Here is a 15,270-nt window from a genome sequence, read left to right on the forward strand (position 1 = left end):
ACTAACGTGCAGCATAAAGGAGGTGAGCGAATGAGCTGGATTGGCACGATTGTTCGGTTCGTCGTAGCAGCACTTGTTTTAATGGTTATGGGCTATATTGTGCCCGGATTTTCACATTTAGGCTTTTGGTCTGCGTTATTAGCTGCCTTAATTATTGCCTTGGCGGGCTATATCATCGAGGCTATGTTCGGAAAATCCGCGTCACCCTATGGTCGAGGTTTTATTGGATTTTTGGTTGCGGCCATTGTTATCTATTTCACGCAGTTCTTAGTCCCCGGCATGCATGTCTCTATTTTGGGCGCGTTACTGGCTGCCTTTGTGATTGGGCTCGTCGATCTGTTTATTCCTACCGCTGTCCGCTAACCTGAGGACCGACCGTAGCATCTTGAACCCAAAGAAGAAGGGAGTTCCCTCCTTCTTTGGGATCTCCCGTTATTTTTTGATTTGAATACCGACCTCATCGAGTTGCCGGGCATCGACAGGACTCGGCGCATTCATCAAGGGATCAATGCCCCGTGCCGTTTTCGGAAACGCAATGACTTCCCGCAAACTCTTCGCTCCAGCCATTAACATAACCATTCGGTCAAGACCAAAGGCGATGCCCCCATGAGGAGGAGCGCCGTACTGAAATGCCTGGATGAGAAACCCAAACTTTTCTTCAATTTCTTCAGGTTTCAAACCCAGCGCCGAGAAGATGCGTGCCTGCAACTGCGGCTGAAAAATACGCAAACTGCCTGACGCGAGTTCTGTCCCATTCAGCACGACATCGTAAGCTTGTGACCGAACCGCCAAGGGATCGGTCTCAATCAAAGAAATATCATCGGGATGGGGCATGGTAAAGGGATGGTGAGCCGAAACCAAGCGATTTTCTTCTTGTGACCATTCAAACAACGGAAAATCCGTGACCCATAAAAACCGCCAGCCTTCTTCTATGCGGTTTTCCTGACGGGCAAATTCCAAACGCAATTGACCTAGCACATTTAGGCTCGGCATCTTGTCGCCCGCTACAATCAATAACACGTCGCCATCCCGTAACTGGACGGCATCGGCTAATATTTGCAGTTCTTGGGGGGTTAACCATTTTCCTGCCGAAGACCGGATCTGACCGGCTGATTTCACCATCCAAATCAGTCCTCCCGCTCCCAGGCTTTTCGCCAATTCCACCCAGTTATCCAAATGCTTACGCGAGGGTTGATAGTCACGAAAAACCACTCCCCCCACGAATGAGGACTCACGCAGCACCGGCCAGGCAATGTGTTGTGCTGTCATGTCAGTCAAATTCCATAGTTTTTCGCCCGCCCGCAGATCGGGTTTATCTGAACCATAACCTTCCATGGCCTCTTGCCAGGTCATACGGGGAAAGGGCTCTAAATTAACCCCAAGACTTTCTTGAAAGACATATCGCAACATCGCTTCCATCATATTGAGGATTTCTTCTTGGGTCATGAATGACATTTCCACATCAATTTGAGTAAATTCCGGTTGCCGATCCGCGCGCAAATCTTCGTCCCGAAAGACCTTAGCAATTTGATAATAGCGATCAAAGCCAGCAACCATCAGCAGTTGCTTAAAAATCTGGGGACTTTGCGGTAAGGCGTAAAATGACCCGGGTTGTAGCCGGCTAGGCACCAAAAAGTCGCGCGCTCCCTCTGGAGTCGAACGCGCTAGAGATGGCGTTTCCACATCCAAAAAGCCATGGGCATGAAAGAACTGGCGTACAGCCATCAGCACCTTATCCCGCAAAACGAAGTTGTTCAGCAGGCTAAAGCGGCGCAGGTCAATATAACGGTATCTTAGCCGCAATATTTCATCGACGGCATCCGCATCAGCGGGCATAAAGGGGGGCGTTTTCGCTTCCGATAAGATTTCAACCCGCTCTGGAGAAATCTCGACCATTCCCGAGGCTAAATCTTGGTTCTCCATTCCTTCCGGCCGCCGTTTGACCATCCCCTGAACCGCCAATACATATTCCAATCGCACCCGGTCTAATTCCCGAAAATTTTCTTCTTGGGTGGGATCAGCCACAATTTGCACCAGTCCAGACCGATCACGCAAATCAATAAATATTAATCCCCCATGATCCCGCCGGCGATGAACCCAACCGGCTACAGTAACCGTTTTCCCTTCTAATGTTTCATTAATTTCCGCGGCATAATGTGTGCGGCCCAACATATAAACGTGTCCTCCTCAACATTCTTGTTCATGGGTTTTGTGTTAATTCTTGGCGCAAAAACTCGCTCAACTGGTCTTGATGGAGCGTCAGTTGTTCACTGTCCCCAAGACGCTTTACCGCGACTTGTCCTTGTTCCCATTCTCTGCCCCCGACAATCACGACTACCGTACTGCGCCGGTTCGCATCCCGTAATTGGGCTTTGAGACTGCGGCGCAACAAATCTGGTTCCGCACTCAGTCCTTGCCGCCGGAGGTTTTCCGCCAAAACAAAAGCGGCCTCCTCAAATCCCGGAAGATGCGCCACATAGACGGAGCGCTTGGCTGGCAGCGGAAAATTCTCTTCCACCGCAGACAATATGCGTTCAATTCCCATACCAAATCCCACAGCCGGGGTCACTTCGGGGCCATCTAGGGTGGTGGCTAACCCATCATACCGTCCGCCGCCAAATAAAGCGGTTTGGTTACCTAAAGAGGGATGACCAATTTCGAAAACGGTCCGGGTATAATAGTCTAATCCCCGAACTAAGAAGGGATCGCGAATGACCTGACGCCCCGCTTCGGTTAACAACCGGGTCAACTGCTGATAATGCGTACGGCAGTCTTCACACCAATAATCTTGAATATCCGGGGCTTCTTGCCTAATCGCTACATCAATTTTGCAATCGAGAAGGCGCAAAGGATTCGTGTGAATGCGTGTTTGACAATCTTCACAGAGTTCTGTTTGCCGTCCTTGATAATACGCAATCAAACGCTGCCGGTAAGCAGGGCGGCACTGGGAACAACCAATCGAATTGAGCCGGATGAGAGGATTTTTTAAGCCGACTTGCTCGACGACGTCACAGGCCAACAAAATGACTTCGGCATCGGCTTCCGGTTGGCTCGAACCATAAAGTTCTGCCCCGAACTGCGTGTGCTGCCGGTAACGCAGCGCCTGGGGCCGTTCCCGCCGAAACATCGGGCCGTAATAGCACATCCTGACCGGCTGGGGTTGATTAAACATGCCGTGTTCGACGTAAGCTCTGGCAATTGCCGCCGTTCCCTCCGGGCGCAACGTGAGATCGACACCCCCGGCATCGGTAAACGAATACCGTTCGTGCTGGACAATGTCGGTGGATTCTCCCACGCGCAGAAAGACCGGGGTTTGTTCAAATATCGGTGTTTCAATGAGGTCATAACCAAATTTAGCCGCCGTATCAATGGCAATACGCCGTATCTGTTCCATCCGGTAGGATGCGGGCGGAAGAATGTCTTGGGTGCCGCGGGGTCTTTGAAATTCTGAACGCATTGAGTCCTTAACTCCTTTCTGATTCGCTGCCGGGTTTTGTCACGCTATCAAGCCAAATGGTTACCGGACCCCAGTTCACGAGCGACACATCCATATCGGCTCCGAACGAACCGGTGGCCACCGGCGCAATGTGTTGACGACAAATGGCCACAAATTTTTCATATAACGGTTCCGCAACAGCCCTGGGCGCGGCTAGAGAAAAACTCGGGCGCCGACCGTGGGCGGCATCGGCATATAGCGTAAACTGTGATACGACTAAAAGTCCGCCTCCCACCTCGTTCAAATGGCGATTCATTTTACCCTGCTCATCAGGAAAAATGCGCAACGACAAAATTTTTTCAGCCATCCATGAAGTGATGGACGCATCATCATCATGCGTAATCCCTAAGAACACCAATAAGCCATGATCAATAGCTCCGGTGATATTCCCATCCACACTCACTGAAGCGCGTTTCACACGCTGGATTAAGGCACGCATCAGGCTTTTTCATGACTCACGCGCTCTACGCGTTCCACATACGGTAAAGCTTCGAGCCGTCGAATAATGCGTGTTAATTGAGTCAAATTCTTCACTTCCAGTCGCACATTGACCACCGCCGTACGATCTTTAAATCCCCGCGCCTTGGCCGATATAATATTGGCGTCGGCAACAACGTTGGCCACGTCGGCCAACAATCCCGCCCGGTCCCATGCAAATACCGCAAGTTCCACCGGATGCGGTGCTAGTTCTGCTTCCTGAATATCCCAACTGACCTCAATTAATCGTTCAGGATCCTTACTAAGTTCTTTTTCGTTGGGACACCCTAAACGGTGCACCGAGACCCCACGTCCCCTGGTCAAATACCCTATAATGGGATCCCCCGGGACCGGCTGACAACATCTGGCTAAGCGTGTTAACAATCGTGGCTGACCGCGTACCAGAATTTGTTGTCCCGCCGTAGGCGGTGTGCGAGGTTCCCGTTTTAAGGGAACGACCGGGGTAATGACGGGTTCAATTTCTTTGGTCAGTTCGTCCTTAATCCGGTTGACGGCTTGAACCGGGTTAATCATCCCGTCGCTAATACCGACAGCCAACTCGTCTACTGTACCATATCCGACTTTCTTCACCAATTCTTGCAACCGATCATGTTGCAAGGACAGACCCGCTCGCTTTAATTCCCGCTCCAAAATTTCCTGCCCACGCGATAAATGCTCTTGCCGCCGCTCTTTCCGAATCCATTGACGAATCCGGTTTTTAGCTTGGGATGTCTGGACAATATTGAGCCAGTCCACGCTCGGTCCGGGACTTTTCCGGTTCACGAGCACTTCCACAATATCGCCGTTTTCTAAGGGCGTGGTCAAAGGCACAATCCGGCCATTGATTTTAGCCCCAACACAGTGATTGCCGACGTCCGTATGGATGCGGTACGCAAAATCTATCGGGGTGGAGCCGGCTGGCAAGTCCAGCACATCTCCTTTAGGCGTAAATACAAATACCTCATCGCTAAACAAATCGACTTTCAAGGTATCCATAAATTCGCGCGCATCGCGCATGTCCCGTTGCCATTCTAGCAACTGACGCAACCACGACAATTTTTGTTCAAATTCGCGATCTTCTTTGCTGCCCTCCTTATAGCGCCAATGCGCAGCAATCCCATATTCCGCGGTATGATGCATTTCAAAAGTGCGAATCTGTACTTCAATGGGTTCGCCTTCGGGCCCCATCACCGTGGTATGCAAACTTTGGTATAAATTGGATTTAGGCATGGCAATATAATCTTTAAAACGCCCCGGAACGGGTTTCCATAGACTGTGAACTAATCCCAATACGGCATAACAATCTTTCACGGTCTCGACCATGACGCGGACGGCTACCAGGTCGTAGATTTGGGAAAAGTCTTTGCCCTGTTTGTACATTTTTTGATAAATGCTATACAAATGTTTGGCACGGCCTGACAATTCAGCAACCATACCCATTTGTTCGAGACGGCGAGTCAATTCTTGAGTGACGGCTTCCACAGCCGCTTCACGTTCTTTGCGTTTTTTGGCCACTAATTCTTTCATCATTTGGAAGGCTTCAGGCTGCAAATGTTGGAAAGCCAGGTCTTCGAGTTCCCATTTGATCCGGTAAATACCTAACCGATGAGCTAAAGGAGCATAAATCTCCATGGTCTCTTTGGCAATCCGTTGGACCCGGTCTGCCGCCAAATGTTTTAACGTGCGCATATTATGGAGGCGGTCAGCCAGTTTAATTAATATGACGCGGATGTCTTTAGCCATGGCCAGCAACATTTTCCGCAAATTTTCCGCCTGTTCCTCTTCACGGGTTCTCACTTCCAGGCGGTCTAACTTCGTCACCCCATCCACCAATTGGGCAACTTCAGAACCAAATCGTTCTTCGATATCCTCTAACGTGTAAGGCGTGTCTTCGACCACATCATGCAACAAGGCGGCAATAATCGTTGGCACATCCATGCGCAAATCCGCCAAAATTGAGGCCACAGCCAGAGGATGTTCGATATAGGGGGCGCCCGAAGCCCGGCTTTGCCCGGCATGGGCTTGGCGTGCAAACTCTATTGCTTTAGCAATTTGTTCGGCCTCTGGAGAATCCTCAGTAAATCCAAGCTTTTCTGCCATACTTACCTGCTCCACGCTTCTCCCCCCCTACTTCCGCTGGTTATAGTGTCAGTAAACTTGTCACAAGAGCATTGGAATCTAAACGGGTCCGTCCCCCTAACGCCGCCAATTCAATCAAAAAAGCGAAGCCGACGACGCTCGCTGACAACCGCGCGGCTAAACGGGACGTTGCCGCCACTGTGCCACCCGTTGCCAAAACATCGTCCACAATCACAACCCGTTTACCCGCCAAATCAGAATCCCGTTCCACTTCTAATTGGTTTTCTCCATATTCTAACGAATATGTTTCCGATAGAATAGGGGCTGGCAATTTTCCGGGTTTTCTTACCGGAACGAGTCCAATTTTCAACCGGTCAGCCAGAGGTGCCGCAATTAAAAATCCCCGGGCTTCGGGTGCCATAATGGCATCGGGCGCCAGCGGTTTGATACGCTGTTCTAGACCATCCAGCACCTCCTGCCAGGCGTCTTTATGCGCCATTATAGGGAGAACATCCCGAAACAAAATGCCTGGTTGCGGAAAATCGGGAATCTCTCGTAGCCACTTTGTCCATTCCACCGTGATAAATCCTCCTCAACTCACTCGAATTCCGATGCCGGCCGTCCATACCGTAACATCTTTCCTGATTTCCTAAAGATCTCTCACAAGCCTTCTCATTATATTTCTGCCACCCCTATGGCGTCATCAGTCCTGTGCCCATTCAGCCAAGGGTTTCTGCCAACTAGCCAAGATTTCTTCCCATTGCGTATGCGCCCTTTGATACGAGGGACTATCATGTAAATCCCGGCGAGTTTGCCCATTCATCCCCGCCACTAATCCCAATTCTTCGAACACGCGCCTGCCGATAATTAAGGGTCTAAGACCTTGTTGTTCCGCACGCCAAAGGCGCGCCAACGTTTGACGATGGGGAACTAGACGCTTAGCCTTTAAGACCACTGGGTCAGGCGATAAACGGGGATCAACCCACATCATGCCTCCTGCTTCGAGCAATGATGCCGCCATGGCCAAACAATGTTGGCTAGCTGGCGCGCTGAGCCAAATGATATGATGGGCCCAGTGCCCCATTTCAGGCCATAATCCCCATTGATTGACCACCACGGAGATGCTGGATGCAGTCCGTAATTTCTCTTCTTGGACCAGGCGCGTGCCATAATCCCAATGATGATTCCAGCTTACCGCCCCTAACTCGGCAGCCACACGGTGTTGGTCAGGGGTACTGTTCACAACATAAAGAATTCGCCCCGTAACCGTAGACGGCGCCTGTTCCCATTTTGTGTATGATCTCCAAGCCAGATCCCGTTTTCTCGTGTTTACCAGTTTATGGACTCGCCACTGGTATTCTTCCCGGCCCTGAAAAAAATTGGGCACCAATTCCCCCACAAACTCCACGGGCATCCCCACCGAAATACTAAGAGCCACATCGCCTTGATTGAAGCCCACGACCCGCACTGGGCTCCCCTCAAGGGTCATCGCCACATGCTGTTTTTCCTGACCCATAAGACGCAAGCTCTCTACTTTACCCACTACCGCCAATTGCGGCCGCTCAAACCCATGGCCAAAGGGTTCTAACGTTTTAAACTCGTCGATCACTTGTGGCGTCAAGTCTTCCGCTTTGATACGGAGATCCACCATTTTGTCAGTAAACTGCTGAGTAAGAATCTCTTCAGGCAAGGACTTCGAAAAGCGCAAAGACAATTCATAGGGATCTTGCCGCATCAGGCTAAAACCACATGCTCCCACGTGGCCTCCCAATTTCAAAAAGACGTCTCGATGCCTAGCCAAATGATGTAGCAAATGAAGACCAGGAACACTCCGGGCCGATCCTTTGCCTTCATCCTGCTCCCATCCAATAATGGCCACCGGGCGTTTGACCAGGTCTTTTATACGGGATGCCACAATCCCAATCACTCCATGATGCCACTCATCTCCAGCTAATACCACAAAAGGTGGCAGGCCCATTTGATCATAGGATGCCAATTGTTTAAGGGCACTGCGCAAGACCTCCTGCTCAATATCGCGGCGGAGCTGGTTTTTCTCGCGCAACAAGGCGGCTAAGGGCTCCGCCTCCTCTTGATTTGAGGCTAACAACACAGCCACCGCAGGCGTGGCGTCGCCCATTCGTCCCGCCGCATTAAGATGAGGCCCCACGAAAAATCCCAAATCATCCACATGAATTTGTTGGCCAGTTTTGATTCGTTCTCCCAATAAAGCTGAAACTCCTGGGCAAAAACCCATTTGAAGCGCTTGAAGTCCCCGCTGCACGATGATGCGGTTATCTCCCGTTAACGGCACGACATCGGCTACCGTCCCAATAGCTGCCACAGCATAGGCCCAGGGCGGCACATCGTCATGTAGCAAGGCGCGTAAAATTTGTAACGCGACGCCCACTCCGGAAAATCGGTTGGGATGCTCCATCCGTTCGGGATTGACAAGGGCTAAAGCCTTAGGAAGAACCGGTGGCAACCCGTGATGATCGGTTATAATTAAGTCAATGCCATATTGGGCAGCTAAATCGGCTGCATCTTGCGAACTCGATCCACAATCTACGGTAATTAAGACATCGATACCGTCGGCCGCAGCTTGAACCACGGCATCTGGATTGAGTCCGTAGCCTTCGTCAAATCGGTTAGGAATATAATAATCGACGGATGAAAAGCCTGCCCATAACAATCCTTGATACATGAGAGCAGTCGCACTCACCCCATCGGCATCATAATCCCCATAAACACGAACAGATTTGTGATCCCGGCGAATATTTTCAAGCAAGGTCACTGCATTGATCAAATCTGGCAATTGTTCGGGATCTGATAATTCACGAGAATCTCCAGTCAGGCGCTGATAGTCTTCTAAAGAACGGATATTCCTTAACCACAAAATCTTAGCTGTCATCTCGGATAATCCGACTTGTTGTTGAAACAGCAGGAAGCTTTCTTGATCTTCATCTTGCGTCCAGGCCAAACGATAAGGTCGATTTAGATAACGCGTAACATTCACCAATCCATTTCTCGTTAATCGGGATTCACATGCACCATAACATCTTGAATACGAGGCTGCGCCATGACCGCATCTTTCACGCGGTGAGCGATCCGGTGTGCCTCTAATAGCGACAAATGACGGTCGACTACAATTTTTAAATCCACCAGCACCTGGGTTCCCGCAACCCGGGTGCGAATTTCATCAATTGTTTTGACCCCAGGCACCTGCAAAGACACCTCGCGAATCGCCTCAACAATCCGAGGGTCCGCCGCCCGGTCCATCAGATCATTGGCGGCTTGAGAGAAAATTTCAATTCCTAGCCAGACAATGAGCACGGCAACCGCTAGCGCACCGTAAGAATCAAAATGAGGGATGCCCCATTGGGCTCCTAAAATCGCTGCGGTGGTGATTCCCGAGGAAATGACATCCATCCGGTTGTCTAATGCCGAGGCCATCAACGAATGGCTTCCGGTCTTCAACGCCATCCGTTTTTGCCGCGCATACATGATCCATTTGACCAACATCACGGCTGCTGAAACCACTAATGTCAAAATTGTTGGATGCTGGCTAAACGAATGACCGAGTGCTTGAATCGCTCCATTCGCCACCTCAAACCCAGCCAAAATCAAGAGGAGAGCGACGACCTTTTGAGCCACAGCCTCCGCTTTGGCATGACCATAATTGTGATCTTCGTCAGGGGGAATTCTGGAGACTTTCAAGCCCACGATCACAGCAATAGACGAGCCGAGATCGGCTCCGGAATGGATTCCATCGGCAATCAATGCCCGGGAATTTCCGACAATCCCGACAATAATTTTTAAGGCCATGAGTAGAAAATTACCTAGGGCACCCCAGATCGCGCTCTTGGTACTGCTTTGTAGTTCCCCGTCGACATCGACCACGCCACTTCACCCATTTACCAAGAATGTCTTTCCTATTGTACCATGACATTCTAGGGGCTTTGATCGGGTCCGTAAGAGCACAAGCCCTCCCGAAAAAGTTGTATGATGAGAAACACAGAGATTCCCCGTAGCACGCATCCTGATTGTTTATGGATCGATTTCAAGGATGATGACGTATCATCCTATAGGAGGAACATGGGGATTGCCTGAGATATCCGACGAACAATTATTGCGAGCGATTGCCCAAAAAGATCAACAGGCAATGATGACCTTTTACGACCGGTATTTTGGTAAGGTCAAAGGATTGTGTCATCGGATGATCCAAAACCGGGAAATCGCCGACGAGACCGTGCAAGATATTTTTTGGACAGTCTGGCAAAATGCGGATAAATATGATGCGCATCGCGCATCCTGTTCAACCTGGTTGCTGGTAATCGCTCGCAGCCGGTGTATGGATCAATTGCGTAAAATGAAAAATATCCCCGTGGCAGACTCCATCGACGATCTCAGCGATGAATTGGCTGATCCGGATAACGAAGTCGTTGAGGATGTGATCCAAAAAATGGGCCAACAATCCCTACAATCGGCCATGACCTTATTGCCTGAAGCCCAGCGCGTCGTATTGACCGATGTTTACCTTATCGGTTTTTCCGCACCACAAGTCGCACGGGCCCGGGGACTGCCCTTAGGTACTGTGAAAACACGGTTGCGACTGGGTCTCGAAAAGCTTCGAGACATTCTACGAGAGGAGGTGAGTGATGCTGAACCATAATGATGAAAGCTGGCAAGAGGCGATCGAAAAAACCTTTACCGGGCTCGCCGACGCCGACACCCAAAACCGCGTCACTCGTCACCTCAAAGAATGCGAGGCTTGTCAAACCTATTGGCATCAATTAGCTACTTTTGACAGCGAACAGGCATGGAACTCGGTTGAACCAGATTTCAGCGGTCATGAGACGATGCGGGAAGAATTTTTCGATCGGATACAAGACGATTTAGGGACAAACCACCCCGTACCGTCCCCGGTCAAATCTCGCCGGATCATAATGCCGTGGGCGCTGTCTACCGCGGCTGCCGTGATAATAGCCGCTCTTGGCTGGCAATCATATTTTCATACCAAGGAGCGTGCTCAACAACTTGATGCTTTAGTTCAAATGATGTCATCATCAGAGCAAATTCACCTGGCTAATGTCTCAGCAAAAGCCAGCACGGTGCTGCTATATGTGCATGGTCCCAAGACGCTGATTTGGGTCAAGGCATTACCAGCCTTAAAATCGGGAGAAACGTACGAGGGATGGTGGCTCGTTAAGGGCACACCGGTTCCGGCGGGGACCTTTGGGACCGGCCCTCACTTTTTACCGCCTAAAAAGCCCGGCGCTAGTGCCTTCGCGATTACCATAGAACCCCAAGGAGGCACAGAAAAACCCACAACCCCCATCTTGGTGGCCGCCACATTGCCGACATCACCACATTAAACAACGCATTCAAAAATCGCCGGGATAGACGCCAAAAGAGGATCACCCTCTGTATCTCTTAATACTCAGCCATCTTTTTCGTCCGGACGTGAGGGGGAAGATGGCTTGATTACGTTTGGAAAGGTGCATATGATTAAAGCCGTGTCGCCTTATTTGTTATGTTGGGCTCAACAATCGCGCGATTTCCTATCAACTCCGAAGACCAGTCTGTTTTGTTTAAGGATGTTTTTATCACGCCTTCGCAATATCCGTAACACAAAAGGTGCGCCCTGAGAGAGTCATGAGGGCACACCCGCGAATTCTTTCGTCCATTAATATGGGGTTACTTTCTGATGGGACACGTGCTCACACCAATCAGTTTATAGAGTGCGCACACACCCGTAATCCCGGTGGTAATGGCTAATGCTGCCACAATTCCAAATACCCAGGTTCCTAGGCTCCCACCCACATGATTAAACGCCAAACCCGCCGCAATTAACCCGAGGATCACACGAATAATGCGGTCACTGCGACTCTCGTTAGTTCGAAACATGATTAAATTCCTCCTTGTGCGCCATGCGCGTTTGCTTGTTGTCTCATTGACACCTTTTCCCTACAAGAAGATGAGTGAAGCCCAATACAGCGCTTTCATTAACAAATACGCAATGACGGCCTTAACAGATCTGTGTTGCATTTCATCGGTGCAGCCTAAGCGACTCGAGAGATCTTTTTAGTCGCTCCTTGCGTATCAGAACATGACAGCAGAAATTGCGTCAAATACCGGGCCGAACCGCCCTATCAAAAAGGATGATGCATGTATGAAACGTCCCATAAAACTTCTCGCAGCCACATTAGCCGGTACTGTGTTAGCTGGATTACCCCTGACTCTCACTTTTGCCCAATCTGCTCCATCCGCCTCTTCCCCTACGTCAACATCAGCTGCCAACCTGCGCGCGGGATTGGATCAGCTTCTTGGAGAACATGCCGTCATTTTAGAATTGCGGATGCAAGCTTTAGCTCAAGGCAACACGGCCCAATACCAGGCATTGAGCAACATCATGAATCAGGACACTACGGCCTTAACCAATGCTGTCGCCTCCATTTACGGACAAAAAGGCGGCCAGGAGTTTGAATCGCTATGGAATCAGCACAAATATTTCTTTACCTATGCCAAAGCCTATGTCGGCGAGCAACAGTCTCAAGCCCTATTAACCCACTACAAAAATGAGTTCGCCCAGTTTATGGCGAAAGCCAATCCTCATTTAAGTGAAAGTACCCTCTCGACAGTTCTCCAAGATCATATCAATCAAATAACCACGTCGTTTAACGATGCCGAGACGAATCATCCCAATCAGTCATGGTCTCAATTAATAACCGACTACAATCTTATGTACACTGCAGGAGGGTATCTGGCTGCCGGCATTGACCAACAATTTCCTGCTCAATTCAAAGACACCAGCACCGTCACGCCCGCTGTGAACTTGCAAGTCGCCCTTGACCAGTTGCTTGGGGAACACGCAATTGTTTTGGAGCAGGCGATGCAAGCCGATTATGCAGGCAACACTCCGCTATTTAATGCCTTGATGAAAGTCATGGACGCCAATACCGCGCAATTAACACAAGCGATCACTTCGGTTTATGGCACCCAAGCTGGACAAGAATTCGCAACCTTGTGGAACAAGCACGTGTATTTCTTCGATTACGTCAATGCCGTCAAAGCTCACAACATGAGTGCTGAAGAAACCGCGCAATCTCAATTGACCTTCTATAAGAACCAATTCGCACAATTTATGGCCAGCGCCAATCCGAACTTCAGTGAATCCACCTTATCGTCTGTCCTTCAAGAACACATTAATCAAATCACCACGGCCTTTAACGATTACGTCTCCGGGAATTATTCCGCATCCGAAAGTGAAATGATCCAGGCCTACAATTTGATGTACACGGCAGGTGCCTATTTAGCCCAAGGCATTGTCGCTCAATTTCCGCAAAAATTTGACAACTCAACAGTCGGCACTCCAGCAGGCAATCTCCGGGTCGCCTTAGACCAATTGCTTGGCGAACACGCCATGATTTTGGAATTGCGCATGCAAGCGCTCGGATCAGGAAATACCGCACTTTACAACGCTTTAAGCGAAGTTATGAACCAAAACACCCAAGCCTTAACCCAAGCCATTACCAGCATTTATGGCAGTGCCGGCGGCCAAGAATTCAAAACGTTATGGGATAAGCACATGTATTTCTTCACTTACGCCCAGGATTATGTCGATGCCGAGCACGCTCAATCCCAATTAACGTTTTACAAGAACAAATTTTCGCAATTTATGGCTACTGCCAACCCCAAATTGAGCGAAGCCACATTATCGACAGTTCTACAAGAACACATCGACCAAATTACTACAGCATTTAATGACTATGAACAGGCAAACTATGCAGCAGCGGACCAAGAATTGGTTGCCGCATATAACTTGATGTTTACCGCAGGCGATTACCTCGCAACCGGAATCAGCGGCCAATTCCCCGCTCAATTCCCCACTTCTCCCAATACCGCAGCCTGCAACCTTCAAGCTGGCTTAGACCAACTGCTCGGGGAACATGCCTTCATCTTAGAATTGCGGATGCAAGCTCTTAGTGCCCATCAAATGGCGCAATATCAAGCTTTAACGACCATCATGGACCAAAACACGCAGGCCTTAACTCAAGCGATTACGAGCATATATGGAGCACAAGCGGGAAAGGAATTTGAAACTCTGTGGAACAAGCACATGTACTTCTTTACTTATGAAAATGCTGTGCTCGCAAACAATCCCGCAGCCGCTCAACAAGCCCAGGCAACTTTGACCCACTATAAAAACGTATTTGCTGCCTTTATGGCGGGCGCAAATCCGAATTTCAGCGAAACTGTGCTCTCCACGGTCCTTCAAACACACATCAACCAAATCAGTCAATCGTGGGTAGACTTTAATCAAGGGAATTATTCGGCATCTGATTCCCTCCTAGTCCAAGATTATGGGCTTATGTTTGATGCGGCGCATTATTTAGCATCGGGCATTGTCGCACAATTCCCCCAAAAATTTGGCGGTGCTCCAGTCCCCGTGACAACCTCAACACCATTACCTGTGATTCCTGCAGCAGACATTAATTTTCACACGACCGCACTGCAACAAGTACAAATTGATGGGGAAACCGTCTACTTTCGCGCCAACGAGTATGGAGTCTATTCAGAAAGTTTAAATCCCAACCAAGTCTATAATCCGGCGCAACCGACGATTTAAATATCCCGATCCTGCTTAATAAACGCGCTGTTCTCTGTTGGCAACACGAGACGGCGCGTTCTTTATGTTTTACCGATTACCGGGTCAAGGCCAGAAACACTGCAAGAGCGATGATTGCCAGCATTTTGACAATCCGCACCCGCAACACTTTAGGCACATCCTGACGAAATCCATGCAGACGTGCAGCCGCGTCAAACCCCACGGTTCCCTGCCACACAATAAACCCTGGAATAGGACTGAGCAAAAGGGATAGCCAAATCAGAATCCATGACTCTTCCAACAGACGTCCCGGGCTCCGCTGAACAGGCCTAGGAGGCAGCCAATGATGGAAGAGCCATTCCAACAGCCCAAGAGTTCCTAATTCGGCTAACAACCAGCCGAACGGCCATTTAGGACCCAATTTAAATATCCATTGGATTCCGAAAACCATGAGCAACCACGGTCCATCCCAAAATAATGATCCGATAGCCGGCAAGGCAAACCACCAAATCATCCTGCTTCTCCTACTTTATGACATTCACGGTTCAAGACCGATTTGAGGATTTTGTGTTAGCATGCCCAGATTTTCCGAATCTTTCCTGGTTGCTCTACG

13 protein-coding genes are annotated in these 15,270 nt (G+C 49.7%); 4 read left to right on the top strand and 9 right to left on the bottom strand.

Annotation, left to right across the window (positions count from 1 at the left end):
• Positions 1-30: 30 nt before the first annotated feature.
• Positions 31-363, top strand: a complete 333-nt coding sequence (locus tag AOA63_RS08440; RefSeq protein ID WP_053959279.1) for a phage holin family protein — start codon at positions 31-33, stop codon at positions 361-363.
• A gap of 69 nt (positions 364-432) precedes the next feature.
• On the opposite strand, the gene aspS is transcribed toward AOA63_RS08440, so the two are convergent.
• The 7 genes from aspS to AOA63_RS08475 all read right to left on the bottom strand — a co-directional run bounded on the left by aspS (position 433) and on the right by AOA63_RS08475 (position 9,949).
• Positions 433-2,172: an aspartate--tRNA ligase gene (gene aspS / locus AOA63_RS08445; RefSeq protein ID WP_053959280.1), complete on the bottom strand. Its 1,740-nt coding sequence runs from the start codon at positions 2,170-2,172 to the stop codon at positions 433-435.
• Positions 2,173-2,200: 28 nt separating this feature from the next.
• Positions 2,201-3,457, bottom strand: a complete 1,257-nt coding sequence (gene hisS / locus AOA63_RS08450) for a histidine--tRNA ligase (RefSeq protein ID WP_053959281.1) — start codon at positions 3,455-3,457, stop codon at positions 2,201-2,203.
• A 7-nt stretch (positions 3,458-3,464) separates the two neighbouring features.
• A complete protein-coding gene (gene dtd, locus AOA63_RS08455) occupies positions 3,465-3,935 on the bottom strand; it encodes a D-aminoacyl-tRNA deacylase (RefSeq protein ID WP_053959282.1) in 471 nt (156 codons plus the stop codon).
• Complete coding sequence (locus tag AOA63_RS08460) at positions 3,935-6,073, bottom strand: RelA/SpoT family protein (protein WP_053960660.1); 2,139 nt, start codon at positions 6,071-6,073, stop codon at positions 3,935-3,937. The genes dtd and AOA63_RS08460 overlap by 1 nt, the downstream gene beginning before the upstream one ends.
• Before the next feature lie 40 nt (positions 6,074-6,113).
• Positions 6,114-6,629: an adenine phosphoribosyltransferase gene (locus tag AOA63_RS08465; RefSeq protein ID WP_053959283.1), complete on the bottom strand. Its 516-nt coding sequence runs from the start codon at positions 6,627-6,629 to the stop codon at positions 6,114-6,116.
• 126 nt (positions 6,630-6,755) lie between these two features.
• Positions 6,756-9,065, bottom strand: a complete 2,310-nt coding sequence (gene recJ, locus AOA63_RS08470; RefSeq protein WP_053959284.1) for a single-stranded-DNA-specific exonuclease RecJ — start codon at positions 9,063-9,065, stop codon at positions 6,756-6,758.
• 14 nt (positions 9,066-9,079) lie between these two features.
• Positions 9,080-9,949 (bottom strand): cation diffusion facilitator family transporter, encoded by an 870-nt coding sequence (locus AOA63_RS08475; RefSeq protein WP_053959285.1) that lies wholly within the window; start codon positions 9,947-9,949, stop codon positions 9,080-9,082.
• 202 nt (positions 9,950-10,151) lie between these two features.
• Here AOA63_RS08475 and AOA63_RS08480 point away from each other — a divergent pair, with 202 nt between their 5' ends.
• On the top strand, positions 10,152-10,721 hold the full coding sequence (locus AOA63_RS08480) for an RNA polymerase sigma factor (protein ID WP_053959286.1): 570 nt from the start codon (positions 10,152-10,154) through the stop codon (positions 10,719-10,721).
• Positions 10,708-11,424 carry an anti-sigma factor gene (locus tag AOA63_RS08485; RefSeq protein WP_053959287.1) on the top strand — a complete coding sequence of 239 codons (717 nt, stop codon included), beginning with the start codon at positions 10,708-10,710 and terminating at the stop codon, positions 11,422-11,424. The genes AOA63_RS08480 and AOA63_RS08485 overlap by 14 nt, the downstream gene beginning before the upstream one ends.
• 322 nt (positions 11,425-11,746) lie before the next feature.
• On the opposite strand, the gene AOA63_RS08490 is transcribed toward AOA63_RS08485, so the two are convergent.
• On the bottom strand, positions 11,747-11,956 hold the full coding sequence (locus AOA63_RS08490; protein WP_053959288.1) for a YgaP family membrane protein: 210 nt from the start codon (positions 11,954-11,956) through the stop codon (positions 11,747-11,749).
• Between the two features lie 265 nt (positions 11,957-12,221).
• On the opposite strand from AOA63_RS08490, the gene AOA63_RS08495 reads away from it, so the two are divergent.
• On the top strand, positions 12,222-14,678 hold the full coding sequence (locus AOA63_RS08495) for a hypothetical protein (RefSeq protein ID WP_053959289.1): 2,457 nt from the start codon (positions 12,222-12,224) through the stop codon (positions 14,676-14,678).
• 76 nt (positions 14,679-14,754) lie between these two features.
• On the opposite strand, the gene AOA63_RS08500 is transcribed toward AOA63_RS08495, so the two are convergent.
• The gene (locus AOA63_RS08500) at positions 14,755-15,171 is read right to left on the bottom strand and encodes a hypothetical protein (protein ID WP_053959290.1); all 417 of its coding nucleotides are present in this window, start codon (positions 15,169-15,171) and stop codon (positions 14,755-14,757) included.
• Positions 15,172-15,270: the final 99 nt, after the last annotated feature.

The organism is Sulfobacillus thermosulfidooxidans, assembly GCF_001280565.1.
GTDB lineage: Bacteria > Bacillota > Sulfobacillia > Sulfobacillales > Sulfobacillaceae > Sulfobacillus > Sulfobacillus thermosulfidooxidans_A.